Annotated in this window: 13 protein-coding genes; 10 read left to right on the top strand and 3 right to left on the bottom strand. The window is 65.1% G+C overall.

Features of this window, described 5'->3' with window-relative positions:
• Positions 1 to 15: 15 nt before the first annotated feature.
• Positions 16 to 954, top strand: coding sequence for an ABC transporter substrate-binding protein (locus EJ071_RS01895; RefSeq protein ID WP_126096558.1), 939 nt, complete (start codon positions 16 to 18; stop codon positions 952 to 954).
• Between the two features lie 70 nt (positions 955 to 1,024).
• Positions 1,025 to 1,918 carry a sugar phosphate isomerase/epimerase gene (locus EJ071_RS01890; protein ID WP_126096557.1) on the top strand — a complete coding sequence of 298 codons (894 nt, stop codon included), beginning with the start codon at positions 1,025 to 1,027 and terminating at the stop codon, positions 1,916 to 1,918.
• A gap of 7 nt (positions 1,919 to 1,925) precedes the next feature.
• On the opposite strand, the gene EJ071_RS01885 is transcribed toward EJ071_RS01890, so the two are convergent.
• Complete coding sequence (locus EJ071_RS01885) at positions 1,926 to 3,725, bottom strand: ABC transporter ATP-binding protein (protein ID WP_126096556.1); 1,800 nt, start codon at positions 3,723 to 3,725, stop codon at positions 1,926 to 1,928.
• A gap of 192 nt (positions 3,726 to 3,917) precedes the next feature.
• Here EJ071_RS01885 and EJ071_RS01880 point away from each other — a divergent pair, with 192 nt between their 5' ends.
• The 8 genes from EJ071_RS01880 to EJ071_RS01845 all read left to right on the top strand — a co-directional run bounded on the left by EJ071_RS01880 (position 3,918) and on the right by EJ071_RS01845 (position 12,273).
• The gene (locus EJ071_RS01880; RefSeq protein WP_126096555.1) at positions 3,918 to 5,276 is read left to right on the top strand and encodes an LLM class flavin-dependent oxidoreductase; all 1,359 of its coding nucleotides are present in this window, start codon (positions 3,918 to 3,920) and stop codon (positions 5,274 to 5,276) included.
• Positions 5,277 to 5,288: 12 nt separating this feature from the next.
• Positions 5,289 to 6,062, top strand: a complete 774-nt coding sequence (locus EJ071_RS01875) for a DUF427 domain-containing protein (RefSeq protein WP_126096554.1) — start codon at positions 5,289 to 5,291, stop codon at positions 6,060 to 6,062.
• Between the two features lie 56 nt (positions 6,063 to 6,118).
• Entirely contained in the window at positions 6,119 to 7,624 is a 1,506-nt protein-coding gene (locus tag EJ071_RS01870; RefSeq protein ID WP_126096553.1) for an ABC transporter substrate-binding protein, read from the top strand.
• A 31-nt stretch (positions 7,625 to 7,655) separates the two neighbouring features.
• Positions 7,656 to 8,615: an ABC transporter permease gene (locus tag EJ071_RS01865; protein ID WP_126096552.1), complete on the top strand. Its 960-nt coding sequence runs from the start codon at positions 7,656 to 7,658 to the stop codon at positions 8,613 to 8,615.
• A complete protein-coding gene (locus EJ071_RS01860) occupies positions 8,612 to 9,499 on the top strand; it encodes an ABC transporter permease (RefSeq protein WP_126096551.1) in 888 nt (295 codons plus the stop codon). The genes EJ071_RS01865 and EJ071_RS01860 overlap by 4 nt, the downstream gene beginning before the upstream one ends.
• 63 nt (positions 9,500 to 9,562) lie before the next feature.
• Positions 9,563 to 10,048: a hypothetical protein gene (locus EJ071_RS01855; protein WP_126096550.1), complete on the top strand. Its 486-nt coding sequence runs from the start codon at positions 9,563 to 9,565 to the stop codon at positions 10,046 to 10,048.
• 192 nt (positions 10,049 to 10,240) lie between these two features.
• On the top strand, positions 10,241 to 11,680 hold the full coding sequence (locus EJ071_RS01850; protein ID WP_126096549.1) for an aldehyde dehydrogenase family protein: 1,440 nt from the start codon (positions 10,241 to 10,243) through the stop codon (positions 11,678 to 11,680).
• A gap of 32 nt (positions 11,681 to 11,712) precedes the next feature.
• The gene (locus EJ071_RS01845; RefSeq protein ID WP_245460154.1) at positions 11,713 to 12,273 is read left to right on the top strand and encodes a DUF1349 domain-containing protein; all 561 of its coding nucleotides are present in this window, start codon (positions 11,713 to 11,715) and stop codon (positions 12,271 to 12,273) included.
• A gap of 95 nt (positions 12,274 to 12,368) precedes the next feature.
• Here EJ071_RS01845 and EJ071_RS01840 read toward each other — a convergent pair whose 3' ends face one another.
• Positions 12,369 to 13,541 (bottom strand): glycosyltransferase family 4 protein, encoded by a 1,173-nt coding sequence (locus EJ071_RS01840; RefSeq protein ID WP_245460153.1) that lies wholly within the window; start codon positions 13,539 to 13,541, stop codon positions 12,369 to 12,371.
• A gap of 194 nt (positions 13,542 to 13,735) precedes the next feature.
• The gene (locus tag EJ071_RS01835) at positions 13,736 to 14,515 is read right to left on the bottom strand and encodes a helix-turn-helix transcriptional regulator (protein ID WP_126096547.1); all 780 of its coding nucleotides are present in this window, start codon (positions 14,513 to 14,515) and stop codon (positions 13,736 to 13,738) included.
• Positions 14,516 to 14,578: the final 63 nt, after the last annotated feature.

Below are 14,578 nucleotides of genomic sequence, written 5' to 3'. Positions count from 1 at the left end.
GGAGGAAGCAAGTAAATGAAGACCATCGCCAAACTGCTCTGCGGCGCTGCCCTCGCGGGCCTTGCCGTCGCGCCGGCATCGGCCAAGGACCTTAACAAGGTCGGCATCTCGGTCGGCCTGCTCGGCAACCCCTTCTTCGTCGCCACCATCAAGGGCATCGAGGACGCGGCCAAGAAGATCAATCCCAAGGTCGAGGTGACGTCGGTATCGGCGGACTACGACCTCAACAAGCAGGTCTCGCAGGTAGACTCCTTCATCGCCGCCGGCGTCGACGTGATCATGCTCAATGCCGTCGATGCCAAGGCGATCGCGCCTGCCGTCAAGAAGGCGCAGGCAGCCGGCATCGTGGTGGCGGCCTTCGACGTTTCGGCGCCAGGAGCGGACGTGACCGTGATGACCAACAACGTCAAGGCCGGCGAGGAGGCTTGCCAGTACCTGGTCGACCAAACCGGCGGCAAAGGCAACTACGTCATCCTCAACGGCCCGGCCTCGTCCTCGATCCTGGAGCGCGTCAAGGGCTGCAAGAACGTGCTCTCGCAGCATTCGGACATCAAGATCCTGTCCGACGACCAGAACGCCGAAGGCTCGCGCGACGGCGGCCTGAAAGTGTTCCAGTCGCTGCTCACCCGCTTCGACAAGATCGACGCGGTGTTCGCCATCAACGACCCGACGGCGATCGGCGCGCAGCTCGCGGCCAAGCAGCTCAACCGCTCCGAATTCATCTTCACCGCGGTCGACGGCGCGCCCGATATCGAAAAGGAGTTCGCCTCCGGCACCTCGATGATCAAGGCGTCTGCGTCGCAGGATCCTTATGTCATGGCCGGTCAGTCGCTGACGATGGCGGCCGAAGTGCTTGCCGGCAAGAAGCCGGCCGAGCCGGTCGTCCTGCTCGATCCGAAGCTGATCACCGCCGAGAACCTCAAGGACTACAAGGGCTGGACCGCGGCCCGCTAACGCCGCCCCCCCAAGGCTGGCGCGGCCGGGTCGACCCGGCCGCGCCGTATCCCATCGGACGGAGACGATCATGTCGCGCATTGGAATCCATTCTTTCGTCTGGTCGGCGAGCTCAGCGCAGGCGGACCTCGAACGCACACTGGTCGACACCAGGAAGGCCGGCTTCGATCTGATCGAGTTCTCCTATCTCGACCCGGCCGACGTCGATATCGCCAGGCTGGCCAAAAGCATCTCCGATCTCGGCCTGGGGGTCGCGATCAGCATCGGCCTGCCGGCCGACGGCGACATCTCCAGCCCCGACAAGGCGGTCGCCGCGCGCGGCGTCGAAATCCTGAACCGCACCATCGCGCTCACCCGCGATCTCGGCGGCCGCAAGGTCGGCGGCATCCTTTCGGCCAGCCACGGCTTGCAGACCGAGCCGCCGACGCGCGACCAGTGGAACCGCAGCGCCGGAACGCTTGCCGGGGTTGCGGAAACCGCCAAGGCGGCCGGCGTCACGCTCAATCTCGAGATCGTCAACCGCTTCGAAAGCAACCTGCTCAACACCGCCGCGCAGGGGCTTGCCTTCATCGAAGACACCGGCTCCGACAACATCTTCCTGCATCTCGACACCTTCCACATGAACATCGAGGAGGCTGATGTCGGGCTCGCGATCCGCCATGCCGCGAACAAGATCGGCTATGTGCATATCGGCGAGAGCCATCGCGGCTTCCTCGGCACCGGCAGCATCGATTTCGCCGCGATCTTCGATGCGCTGACGGCGATCGGCTATGACGACGACCTCAGCTTCGAATCCTTCTCCTCCGAGATCGTCGACGAGAACCTGTCGCGGAAGACGGCGATCTGGCGCAATCTGTGGATCGACAACATGGAGCTCGCCCGCCATGCGCGCCGCTTCATCGACGTCGGCCTGGAAACGGCCCGGCGCAAGGCCGAGCTCGTCTCGGCCTCGCAGAGACCCTGATAGCTCATCACAGCTCGTCGCGCCGCCAGCAGGCGATGAGATGGCCGTCGCCCGTATCGGTGGAGGCCGGCTCCGCCTCCCCGCATAGCGGCGAGGCAAGAGGGCAGCGCTCGGCAAAGCAGCATCCCTTGGCCGGTTGGGTCTCCCCTGGGATCCCGGCCTGGATTGAGACGGCCTGCGCGGCGTCGGCGGACGCGGCCAGAAGCAGCTTCGTATAGGGGTGGTTGGGACCCTTGAAGACCTGCTCGGACAAGCCGGCCTCGACCAGCCGGCCGCGATAAAGCACGCCGATCCTGTCGGCCATGTAGCGCACCACCTTGAGGTCGTGGCTGATGAACAGATATGTCGTGTCCTTCTCGCGCTGCAGGTCGTTGAGCAGGTTGAGGACGGTCGCCTGAACCGAGACGTCGAGCGCCGAGGTCGGCTCGTCCAGCACCACCACTTTCGGTGCGCCGGCAAAGGCGCGTGCAATCGCCGCCCTCTGTCGTTGGCCGCCGGAGAGCGTGCGTGGCTTCTGTTCGGCGGTCGTGTCCGCCAGCCGGACCGAGCGCAGCAGGTCGGCGACGCGTTCGCGCGCCCGGCTCCGGCCAAGCCCGGCAAGCCGCCGCAGCGGCCGGCTGATAATGCGCCCGATCCGGTGGCGCGGATTGAGTGTGCGGTGCGGCGACTGGAAGACCATCTGCACGTCACGCCGCTCGCCAGGCGCGCGTTTCTCGGCGCGTGCCGCGACCGTCCTGCCGAACAGCTCGACCGATCCCTGGCTCGGCGTCTGCAGGCCCGTGACGATCCGCGCCAGCGTCGATTTGCCGGAGCCGGATTCGCCAATCAGGCCGAAGGTTTCGCCTTGCCCGATGCGAAGCTCGACATTGTGCAGCACGGCCTGCGAACCGAACGAATGGCTGATGCCCTTGCAGGCAATGGCGGTCTGGCGTTCCGCGTCCGGACCGGTTTGGCGAGCGGCCGCCTGGATGCGACCTGCCGTGTCGACCTCGGCCAGCCGGCCGTCCCGCTTGGTGAAGTTGAGCGCCGGAATCGAGGCGATCAGCGTCTTGGTATAGGCATGGGTGGGGTTTTCGAAGACATCGTGCGCATCGCCGCTCTCGACCACGGCGCCCGACTGCATCACCGCCACCCGGTCACAGGAGCGGCGGATCAGGTTGATGTCGTGGCTGATCAGCAGGATGCTGGTTTTGTGGTCCCGGCGCAGTTCGTCGAGGATCGCGATGACTTCCGACTGCACGCTGGCATCGAGCGCCGTCGTCGGCTCGTCCAGCACCAAAAGAGCCGGGTCGAGTGCGATGGCAATGGCGATGTTGGCGCGCTGCTGCATGCCGCCTGACAACTCGTGCGGATAGAGATCGAGCGCCCGCTCGGAATTGCTCACCCGCACGCGCTTGAGCAACTCGGCCGAACGCCAGCGCGCCTCATCGCGGCGGATCGGACGATGGCGCATGATCGTCTCGCCGATCTGCCGGCCGATCGTCATTGCCGGATTGAGCGCGGCGCCCGGATGCTGGTAGACGGCGGCGATGCGGTCGCCCCTCAGGCCGCGCAGTTCCTCGCCGGAGAGGCTTCTGATTTCGCGGCCCTGGAACTCCAGCGCCGAGGCGGCCAGCCGGGCATTTCCCGGCAGGTAGCGCAGTATGGCGAGCGCCACCGAGCTCTTTCCCGAGCCCGACTCGCCGACCAGCCCCAGCGCTTCGCCTTGGCCTATCGAGAGCGACACGCCGTCGACGGCGGATTGCCATCCTCTTTTCCCGCCATAGGCGATGGAAAGTTTTTCCACGTTGAGCACAGAAGGGGACATCAAGACCTCGAAACCACTTTCTTCCGGCGCCCTCATCAGGGGCAATCGCTTCCGCTTGTCGAGTATATAATCTCTATAAAATTACTCGAATTAATGGCGAGCGCAATCTAGCCTTTTGCACATCGAGGATTGCTGACCGCGCGGATCGACGTGGCGCCAGCGTCCCTCGCGCGGATTTGCAAGGAGGCCGGCATGGCGCGAAACCACTTGATCCTCAGCGCATTCTTCTTCAACCCGCAGGGCGACCATCGCATGTCGTGGCGGCATCCGCGCGCGCCCGGCCGGGAAGTGCTCGGCTTCGATTACTATCGCGAGCTGGTCCAGGCCGCCGAGCGCGCCAGGATCGACACCATTTTCGTCGCCGACCACGTGTCGATCTGGGATTCGGTGAAGAGCGGTGTCGCGCATTACGCCAATGCCCGGCTCGAGCCGTTGACGCTTTTGTCGGCGCTTGCCGGCGTTACCAAGCACATCGGCCTCATCACCACCGCGTCGAGCTCCTACAGCGAACCCTATAATGTCGCGCGCCTGTTCGCCTCGCTCGACCACATCAGCGGGGGCAGGGCGTCGTGGAACGTCGTCACCTCGGCCATGGACGAAGAGGCGCGCAATTTCGGCCGCGACGGCAACATCGAGCATGCCTTCCGCTACCAGCGCGCGGCGGAATTCCTCGAGATCGTCAAGGGATTGTGGGACAGCTGGGAAGACGAAGCGCTGCTATTCGACAAGGAAACCGGCTATTTCGCCGACCCGGACAAGGTCCATGTGCTCGAGCACCGCGGCACACATTTCAAGGTGCGCGGACCGCTCAACGTCCCGCGGCCGCCGCAGGGCCATCCGCTGATCGTGCAGGCCGGCTCATCCGAGGACGGCAAGAACTTCGCCACCGCGCACGCCGACGCCCATTTCGCCATCTTCAGCACCAGGGAAGACGGCATCAGATACCGCCAGGACATCAACGACCGTCTCGCCCGCCACGGCAGGCGGCCGGAAAGCTTCAAGATCCTGCCGGGCATATTGCCGATCGTCGCCGCTTCCGAAGCCGAGGCGCGCGACAGGCAGGATTATCTCCAGACCTTGCTTCCGGACCGGGTCGGCATCGACCTCCTGTCGAGCTGGAGCGGGCTCGACCTCTCGGCCTATCCGCCGGATGGCCCGCTGCCGCCGCTCCCCGATGAAAGCACCTTCAATGGCGGCCGCACCTCGCTCAACCGGGTCAAGCAGTGGGCCAAGCAGAATCTGACCCTGCGCGAGATCGCGCGCAAGCTCGCCAACAGCGGCTCGGTGCCGACCGTCGCCGGCACGCCGAAGCAGATCGCCGACCAGCTGCAGGACTGGTTCGAGGCCGGCGCCGCCGACGGCTTCAACCTGATGTTCCCGCTGCTGCCCGAGGACTGGGTGAACTTCGCCGAACAGGTCGTGCCGGAATTGCAGCGCCGCGGCGTCTTCCCGACCGAATACGCGCCAGGCACGCTGCGCGACCGCTTCGGCCTCGCCCGTCCCGCCAACCGCTTTGCCGAGCAGCGCGCCAATCAGCGCGCCGTATCCTGAAGGAGAGCCGTCATGACCGCCGCACCGAGGCTGCAGCCGCGCGAAGCCACTGCGCCGCAACTGATCAATGTCCTCCACAGCCCCAAGCGTGTCCGCGTCAAATTCGCCGGCCGCGTCATCGCCGACAGCCGCAACGTGCTGGTGCTGCGCTCCAATCACTTTTTGCCGATCTATTTCTTCCCGCTCTCGGCGGTCGACCAGTCCGTGCTGAAGCCATCGAAACATGGCCAGCAGCATGCTGTCGGTGGCGAGACGAAATACTGGGATATCGAAGCCGGTGACCGGCGCGCCGCCGATGCCGCCTGGTCGTTCACAGCGCCGCCCGACGAGAACCTCGCGCCGCTCGCCGGCCGCGTCGCCTTCACCTGGAATCTCGTCGACCAATGGTTCGAGGAGGAGGAAGAAGTCTTCGTCCATGCCCGCGATCCCTATGCGCGCATCGACGTTCTGCAGAGCGCGAGCCATGTCGCGATATGGTTCGATGGCGAGCTCATCGCCGACAGCCGCCGCCCGGTGCTGCTGTTCGAAACGCACCTGCCGACACGTTTCTATCTTCCGCCGGAGGATGTCCGGCTCGACCGGCTGAGGGCCTCGTTGACGAGGACCCGATGTCCCTACAAAGGCATCGCCTCCTACTGGTCCGGCGTGCTCAAGGACGGCTCGCTCAGCGAAGACATCGCCTGGAGCTACCGCGATCCGATCGCCGAGATGCCGAAGATCAAGGGGCTGATCGCCTTCTATCCGCAAGCAGTCGACCGCATCCATCTCGACGGCCAGCCGGTCTGAGTCCGGCCCCGTCGTCTCCACCTCATTTCAAAACCACAATTTTCACAGAGGCAAAAATGACCAAACGCAACGAAATCGACTCCCTTCGCAACCTGTCCGGCGATATCTGGAATGTCGCTGTCGATGAATACGCCAAGGGCTATCTCAAGCGCCGCGACCTGTTGAAATATGCCGCGCTGATCGGACTGACCGGCTTCGCCGCTTCGCAAGATTTGGGCTTTTCCGGTACGGCGCGCGCCGCTGCCGCCGGCGGCACAGTGCGCGTCGGGCTCGGCCAGCCGACCAAGGCGATCGATCCGATCACGGTCACCGATCCGGCCAGCATCGGCGTTCTCAGCCAGGTCGGCGAATATCTGATCCTCGACGATCCCAAGGACGGGCTCCAGCCGAAGCTCGCTCTGTCCTGGGAAGCGGATGAGACGGCAAAACGCTGGACGTTCAAGCTGCGGCCGGGCGTGAAATTCCACGATGGCCGCACCGTCACAGCCAAGGACGTCGTGGCGAGCTTCGAGCGCCTCGTCGATCCGAACAGCGGCTCGTCGGCGCTGTCGGCCTACAAGGGCATCCTGTCCAAGGGCGGCGCCAAGATTATCGACGACGAGACGGTCGCCTTCGATCTCGACCAGTCGAACTCGAATTTCCCCTTCTACGTGTCCTCCGACGTCTACAACGCCGTGATCCTGCCGGCCGACTATGCCGGTGACTTCGAGAAGAATTTCAACGGCACCGGCCCATTCAAGCTCGAATCCTTCCGCCCCAAACAGGGCGCGACCTTCGTGCGCAACTCCGACTACTGGGGCGAGAAGGCTCTGCCCGACCGGGTCGAGATCAAGTTCTTCGACGACGAGCAGGCGCAGGTCGTGGCGCTGCAGGCCGGCCAGCTCGACGTCATCCCGAGCACCACGCGCCTGGAACCGGCCATCGTGAAGGGTCTGCTCAAGGGTCGCGCAATCGCCGGCAACGACACCCCGTTCGCGCCGATCTTCCCCTCGGCCGATCCGTCGGTGCCGCAGCGCAAGCAGGACATCGCCGAGGCCAAGCGGCTGCTCGCCGAGGCCGGCGTGCCCAACGGCTTCGAGGTGACGCTGACCACCGAGCGCGCCTATGACATTCCCGACTACGCCGTGATCATCCAGAACTTCGCCAAAAAGGCCGGCATCGATATCAAGCTCAACGTGTTGCCGCAGGATGCCTATTACGGATCGGCGACGTTCGGCAGCTCGCCATGGCTCGATTCCAATCTCGGCATCACCGATTTCGGCCATCGCGGCACGCCGGACATCTTCCTCAACGCGACGCTGAAGAGCACCGGAGCGTGGAACGCCGCGCACTTCAAGAATGCGGACTATGACGCATTGCTGGTCGACTACGGCAAGGCCCGCGACCTTCAGGCGCAGCGCATCGCCGCCGGCAAGATTCAGAACCTGCTGCTCGACGAGGCGCCGGAGATCATCAGCTACTTCTCGCAGTACAGCCGGATCGCCAGCACCAAGGTCGAGGGCGTGCGTTTCACGGCGATCTCGCATCTGCTGCTCGACCGCGTTTCCTTCGTCCAGGCATGACGCGGAAACGCCAAGCCGGGCGGGACGCCGGATGCTGACGGGCCGCACCCTGTCGACGCGCGCAGCTTCGCTGCTGCTCACCCTGTGGCTGGTCAGCGCGCTGGTCTTCCTCGCCGGGCAGGTCCTGCCCGGCGATGTCGCACGCGTCATGCTCGGTCCCTTCGCCGATGCTGAAGCCGTCGCGGCGCTGAACAAACAGCTCGGCGCCGACCAGCCCATGCTCGTCCAATACTGGCATTGGTTCAGCGCGGCGCTCACCGGCGACTTCGGCACCTCGCTGTCGATGCGCGCGCCGGTCGGCCCCTTCGTGCTGGCAAGCCTCGGTCGCTCGGCCGCGCTTGCCGGCATCATATTGCTGTTTCTCGTCCCGCTGGGTGTCGCCGCGGGCATCGTCGCCGGCCTCAACCAGGGTCGGCTTGTCGATCGGCTGATCGTTCTTGCCGGCGTCTCGTTTGGTATCGTCCCGGATTTCGTGTCCGGACTGCTTCTGCTCCTGGTTCTCGGCCTGTGGCTGAACTGGGTGCCGATCACCGGCGCGGCTCCTGATGGCGCGGGCTTCTGGACAAGCGCTTACTATCTCATTCTGCCGGCGCTGCCGCTGGTGCTCAACCTCGCCGGCTATCTGGCGCGCATGACGCGGGCAGGGGTGATCGAGGCGCTGGCCGCCGACTACACGCGCACCGCGACCCTGAAAGGGCTCGATCGCTGGCAGGTCATTTTCCGGCATGTGCTTCCCAACGCGCTGACGCCGACGATCGCGGTGCTTGCGACCCAGAGCGGCTACATGCTCGGCGGACTGGTGGTGATCGAAGCGCTGTTCGGCATCCAGGGCCTGGGCAACCTGGTGCTCAATGCGGCCAAGTCGCGCGACTTCCCGATGCTCGAAGCGGGTGTCCTCGTCATGGCGACGATCTTCGTCTTGTCCGCTGCGATGGGCGATCTCGTTCAGGCGCTGCTCGACCCGCGGCAGCGGCGGCGGGCGTCGCCATGATGGACCTTTTGGAATTCCCGGCACCTTCGCACGCGCCCGGTGTCTTGCGGGTCGCTGGCAGGCTGGGCCGCGCCGTTCGCGGTCTTCCTGCGTCCGTTATCATCGGATCGCTCATCCTGATCTTCTGGATCTGCTGCGCCCTGTTCGGCGACCGGCTGGTTCCGTATGATCCCTATGCCGAGGATTTTCTCGCCACGCTGGCGCCGCCGGACGCCGCGCACTGGTTCGGCACCGATCATCTCGGCCGCGATGTGCTGTCCCGGATCATCGTCGGATCGCGCGATATCCTGCTGGTGGCGCCGCTCGCGACACTTGGTGGCGTCGCCGTCGGCACGGTCATCGGCCTGGCGCTCGGCTATTTCGATGGCCTGGTCGACGCGATAGGCGCGAGACTGCTCGACACGCTGATGGCCTTCCCTTTCATTGTGCTCGTGACCATGACCCTGGTGGCGCTCGGGCCCTCGAACCCCACGGTCATCCTGGTGATCGCCATCGCCTATGCGCCGCTGGTGGCAAGAACCGTGCGCGCCGCCGTGCGCGAGCAGCGCGAGCGCGACTATGTCAGTGCCGCGCGCCTCGGGGGCGAGAGCGCTTTCGCCATAATGGTCTTGGAAATCCTGCCCAACATCAGGGAGACGATCCTGATCGAGCTCGTCACGCGGCTGGGCTATGCCTTCTTCTCGATCGCGACGCTGAGCTTTCTCGGCCTTGGCATCCAGCCGCCCTCGGCCGATTGGGGCCTGGCGGTCGCCGAAGGCTACGGCTTCCTCACCGGCGGCAAATGGTGGGTGGTGGTGTTCAATTCGGCGGCGATCGTCTCGCTGGTGATGGCAACCAACCTGATCGCCCAGGGCATGGGCGCCTTCGAGAATGCCGAGAGGTGAATTGCGGTTTTCGGCAGCTGCGCTCTGCTAAACTCCCGTTGATTCGCTTCGACGGGAAACGGCATGAGCAAGGCCCTCGGCACATTCGCATTGGTCACGGTGTTGAGCGCCCTGCTGATGGCGCTGTCGCTGGCGGTCGCCAGGCACGGTTACCCTTACGGCGTTTTCGGCATGAAGCGTCTCGACGGCATTGCGGATGCGGGTTCCTTCCTCGCCATTGCCGCCATCTATTTCTTCAGCGCGCTGCTGATGATGATCCTGCCCATCCGCGCCGCCGGCATCGTGCTCACCCATGCCGCCGACGCGATCTTCTGCGCCACGATCGTGCTGTTCGCCACCATCGTCGGTTCGCTTCTCGCCCGATTTGCTTTCGGCCAGGGAAGTGCGCTCTGGGCGCTTCTCAACTGGCGCTTTCTCTTCGTCGCGGCCATCGTGGTAGCGCATCTCACCATGAACGAGCTTCGCCGCAATATCCTGCTCAGAAGCCTGTTCTTCGTCATCTTCGCCGCGGCCACGCTCGCCTGCCTGTTCTGGTCGTTCTCCGTCTAAGGCGCTGCCTCTACATCGTGACAGGTCGTCGCGGTCGAAGCCGATGGACTTCCGCTGCCGCGCGCCTACCTTTATCGAAAGCTCTCGGGTAGACCTTTCGGCGGGCAATGCGTATATCATTTGTCTGACAAATGGGCGGCGCTTGCCGCCCCGCCAATCTCGAAGAAATAAGCCAATCTCGAAGGAAAAAAGATGACCGTGCTCCGCAAGAACCTGATCGACGGCGAGTGGCTGGGCGAGGCCGGCTCGCACAACATCAACCCGTCGAACACCAATGATGTCGTCGGCGAATATGCTTCGGCCGGGCCGGAGGAGGCGAGGCAAGCCATCGCGGCCGCCAAGGCAGCCTTCCCCTCCTGGTCGCGCTCCGGGCCGCTGGCCCGCCATGCCGTGCTGAAGAAGGCCTCCGACGAGATCATGGCGCGCAAGGACGAGATCGGCCGTTCGCTGGCGCGCGAGGAAGGCAAGACGCTGGCCGAAGGCGTCGGCGAGACCATCCGGGCGGCCCAGATCTTCGATTTCTTCGCCGGCGAGACGCTGCGCCTGTCGGGCGAGATGGTGCCGAGCGTGCGGCCCGGCGTCGGCGTCGAGATGACGCGCGAGGGCGTCGGCGTCGTCGGCATCATCACGCCGTGGAATTTCCCGATCGCCATTCCCGCCTGGAAGATCGCGCCGGCGCTCGCCTACGGCAACACGATCGTCTTCAAGCCGGCGGAGCTGGTTCCCGAAAGCGCCTGGACCATCGTCGACATCCTGCATCGCGCCGGTCTGCCCAAGGGCGTGCTCAATCTGGTCATGGGCAAGGGCTCGGTGGTCGGCCAGGCCATGCTCGACAGCCCCGACGTCAACGCCATTTCCTTCACCGGCTCGGTCGGCACGGGAAAACGCGTCGCCGCGGCGAGTGTGGAGCATATGCGCAAGTTCCAGCTCGAGATGGGCGGCAAGAACCCGCTCGTCGTGCTCGATGACGCAGACCTGGCGGTTGCTGTCGACTGCGCGATCAACGGCGCCTATTTCTCGACCGGCCAGCGCTGCACGGCGTCCTCGCGCCTCATCGTCACCGAAGGCATCCACGACCGCTTCGTCGACGCCGTGAAGGAGCGCCTGGACAAGCTCGTCATCGGCGATGCGCTGGACGCCAAGACGCAGATCGGTCCGGTCGTCGACCAGACCCAGCTGAAGCAGGACGAGGACTATATCGCGATCGGCCGCCAGGAAGGCGCCGAGCTCGCCTTCGGCGGCGAGCGGCTGGAGCGGGAAACGCCCGGCTTCTATCTGCGGCCGGCGCTGTTCCTCGGCTCCACCAACGCCATGCGCATCTCGCGTGAGGAGATTTTCGGCCCGGTCGCCAACGTCATCCGCGTCAAGGATTATGACGAGGCGCTGGCTGTGGCCAACGACACGCCGTTCGGCCTGACCTCCGGCATCTGCACGACGAGCCTGAAGCACGCGACGCATTTCAAGCGCAATTCCGAAGCCGGCATGGTGATGGTCAACCTGCCGACGGCGGGCGTCGATTTCCATGTGCCGTTCGGCGGCCGCAGGGGCTCGAGCTATGGCCCGCGCGAGCAGGGCCGTTACGCCATGGAGTTCTACACCACCGTGAAGACGGCCTATACGCTCGCCGGCTAACGGGCGGCTCAATGATGTCGGACCTTGCCGGAATGACCTGGCGCAACCCGCCGCCGCACCATGTGTTCGGCGACGGGACGCTCCATGTCCGCACCGGCAAGGAGACCGATTTCTGGCGTGAGACCTTCTACGGCTTCCGGCGCGACAACGGCCACTTTCTCTATAGGCCGGTCGCGGGCGACTTCAGCGCCGAGGTCACGATCAAGGGCGAATACGAGGCGCTCTACGATCAGGCCGGGATGATGCTGCGCCTGAGCGAAACGCACTGGATCAAGGCCGGCATCGAATACACCGACGGCCTCGCCTATTTCTCCGTCGTCGTCACCAACGACAGGTCCGACTGGTCGCTGGTCGCTATTCCCCCGGACCCGAACGGCGTCCGGATCCGTCTGACCCGCCACGCCGAGGCGATCCGGGTGCAATATCTCGATGCGTCGGACAGCCACTGGAAGCCGGTGCGGCTGGCCTACTTCCCCACCTCCAAGAGCGTCGATGTCGGCATGATGTGCTGCTCGCCGCAGCGCGAAGGCTTCGAGGTCACCTTCTCCGACTTTGTGGTCGCTCCGCCGATTTCCAGGGACTTGCACGGCTGATTGCGCAAAACCAATTCCAGGAAAATCTGTAACGGTTTTGGGCCGGAATTGCATGAGGGCGGCTCGGTGGTTCGTGGAGCCCGCCAAGGTTGGCGTCATCGGCCGGTGCCGTCCAGTCCCAGCCCGTGGCGCACCGCATCGCGGATCGCCTCCGGCCCGAACCGGGACCACGCGCCATCATAGGCTCGGGCCCGCAGGCTGGCCATGCGGGCACGATCCAGGCACAGCTCGACCGCCAGGCGGGCAAGATCGTCGTTACTCTCGGACAACAACACCTCTTCGCTGTCGATCAGGCCGAGGCCTTCCACCGCCAATGGCGTTGCGATGACCGGAACGCCCCAGGCCATCGCTTCGAGTATCTTGATGCGCGTGCCGCCGCCCATGGCGAGCGGCACGATGGTCAGATGGGCGGCGGACAACAACGGCCTGGTGTCGTCCGGGTCCTCGACCAGGCTGACCCCGTCCAGCCGTGCCAGGGCACGAACGGGCGCCCGTGGCGAACGGCCGGCGAGGACGAGCTTCGCGGTCGGCAACGCCTGCCGGACGCGCGGCAGGACGGCGAGGGCCAACCGCTCGGCGGCGTCGATGTTCGGCGCATAGCCCAGATGGCCAACATAGAGGATGACTGGAAAGCTATCGGAGATGGCCGGCTGTGGCGGCAGCGTCCGTGGCATCAGATCGGCGCGCGGGATACCGTTTGGCACAAGGTCGACGGGTATTGCGGGCCGGACAAATGCCTCCAGCCGCTCGCGGTCCAGCTGCGAGCAGATCCAGATCCGGTCGACGATGGCAGCCGCCCTTCTTTCAAGTGGCCTGACGCCGGACGAAAACGGCCGCCACTTCTTCTTGCGCGGCAACTGATCGGCGAGGTCGGATTCGACATTGTGCATGTCGAGAATGAGTTGCCGGGCCATCGGCCGCAAGGGCGCGAGAAGTTTGAACAGCGCAATGCCTTCGACGATGATCGTGTCCGGTTGGAAGTCCTGAACCAGCGCCTTGAGGCGCGCCAGGGCTGGAAGCGCTATCCGGCTCTCGCCCTTCATCCTGCGCCAGCCAAGCGAAGGCGCCCGCCGCTCGGACAGATTGGTTAGCTGAGCCACGCGGATGTCCACGCCGGCTGGATGGGCTTCGCCGATGCGCGGCGCAAGCGAGGCCAGGCAGACCGGGCCGAACGCGGCGGCAGCCATGGCATTGCCGAAATTCCTGAGATCGCCGCCGGACGTCGGCGGAAAAGGCGGGTCGTGGCAGACAATCAGTGTTCGTCGCAAACCCGTCCACCCCCACTCCATAGCCCGGCGGATCGTAGGAACCGGCGCTATTGAGACCCCGCATTCCCCCTGTGATCTCCTCTGGCCAGGCCGTCAAGCCGTCATGCCAGGCTCGCTGCTGGTTACCAGCTGGCCGCCATCGCACGGGTTGGACACCTACATGCCGCGGTTTCATGGATGGCGCCGAGCGTAATTTAGACGTCCATGCGATGCTGGAAGAACTGCAGGAACAATTCGCGCTCGGTGGTGATGTCGAGCTTCTCATAGATGCGGCGGCGGTGGTTCTTGACCGTGCCGACGGTGATGCCGAGCCGCTCGGCGATGTTGGCGGTCGGGTGTCCGGCGAGAATCAGCTGCACCAGCTCTCGCTCGCGCAGCGAAAGCTCGGGCCAGAGGCTTTCCGGTATTCTGGGCTTCTGCTGTGGCGAGGCGCCGGGACCGGTCGGCGCCGAGGTGCGGGAAAAGTCGCTGCCGCGCGCCTTGATGTCGAGCGCATGCAGGGCCTCGAACACCGGCAGCCGTTCGGTGAGCTGCGCGATCTCGCTGTCCCTGAACGATATGGTCGAGCGGTCGAGGAAGATGCCGAGGCACCAGTCGCCGCCATCGGCAAGCAGGATGCCGACCTCGTCGCAGATCTCCGACTGCGCCAGGAAGCCGGCTATGTACTGGCCGCGCTTGGCCTCCTCGTCGGCCAGTCCCTTGAGCGGCATGATGCCGAGCCGCCGCTCGCGCCGCCACGAGGCATAGAAGGGATCGAAGACGTAGTAGTTGTCGAGATAGCGCCGCACCATCTCGTCCGAGAAATGCCGATGCTTGACGAATTCCGGCGTCTTGGTCGCCGAATAGCGTGTCACCGTCACTAGGTCATGCGCGATGTCGGCGCCGATCAGGTCGATCAGGCAGTCGACATGCCTGTCGGTGCCGGTGGAGGCGATCGCCTTGGCCAGCGGCGCCCAGATGTTGCCCATGCGCATGCCCGCGATCGGCGTCGGCGGCGCTCCCGGCGGCAATTTGGACGAGGCATGCGCGCTGGCGGC

Origin of the sequence: Mesorhizobium sp. M1B.F.Ca.ET.045.04.1.1, assembly GCF_003952465.1 — a bacterium.
Lineage (GTDB): Bacteria > Pseudomonadota > Alphaproteobacteria > Rhizobiales > Rhizobiaceae > Mesorhizobium > Mesorhizobium shonense.
This window is presented reverse-complemented; position numbering and strand designations above follow the sequence as displayed.

Bases quoted from the DNA above. Each gene is read 5' to 3' on its own strand.
- EJ071_RS01875 (WP_126096554.1), top strand. From the start codon at position 5,289: ATGACCGCCGCACCGAGGCTGCAGCCGCGCGAAGCCACTGCGCCGCAA.
- EJ071_RS01870 (WP_126096553.1), top strand. From the start codon at position 6,119: ATGACCAAACGCAACGAAATCGACTCCCTTCGCAACCTGTCCGGCGAT.
- EJ071_RS01885 (WP_126096556.1), bottom strand. From the start codon at position 3,725: ATGTCCCCTTCTGTGCTCAACGTGGAAAAACTTTCCATCGCCTATGGC.
- EJ071_RS01855 (WP_126096550.1), top strand. From the start codon at position 9,563: ATGAGCAAGGCCCTCGGCACATTCGCATTGGTCACGGTGTTGAGCGCC.
- EJ071_RS01850 (WP_126096549.1), top strand. From the start codon at position 10,241: ATGACCGTGCTCCGCAAGAACCTGATCGACGGCGAGTGGCTGGGCGAG.
- EJ071_RS01890 (WP_126096557.1), top strand. From the start codon at position 1,025: ATGTCGCGCATTGGAATCCATTCTTTCGTCTGGTCGGCGAGCTCAGCG.
- EJ071_RS01835 (WP_126096547.1), bottom strand. From the start codon at position 14,515: ATGCGCATGGGCAACATCTGGGCGCCGCTGGCCAAGGCGATCGCCTCC.
- EJ071_RS01865 (WP_126096552.1), top strand. From the start codon at position 7,656: ATGCTGACGGGCCGCACCCTGTCGACGCGCGCAGCTTCGCTGCTGCTC.
- EJ071_RS01860 (WP_126096551.1), top strand. From the start codon at position 8,612: ATGATGGACCTTTTGGAATTCCCGGCACCTTCGCACGCGCCCGGTGTC.
- EJ071_RS01845 (WP_245460154.1), top strand. From the start codon at position 11,713: ATGACCTGGCGCAACCCGCCGCCGCACCATGTGTTCGGCGACGGGACG.
- EJ071_RS01895 (WP_126096558.1), top strand. From the start codon at position 16: ATGAAGACCATCGCCAAACTGCTCTGCGGCGCTGCCCTCGCGGGCCTT.
- EJ071_RS01880 (WP_126096555.1), top strand. From the start codon at position 3,918: ATGGCGCGAAACCACTTGATCCTCAGCGCATTCTTCTTCAACCCGCAG.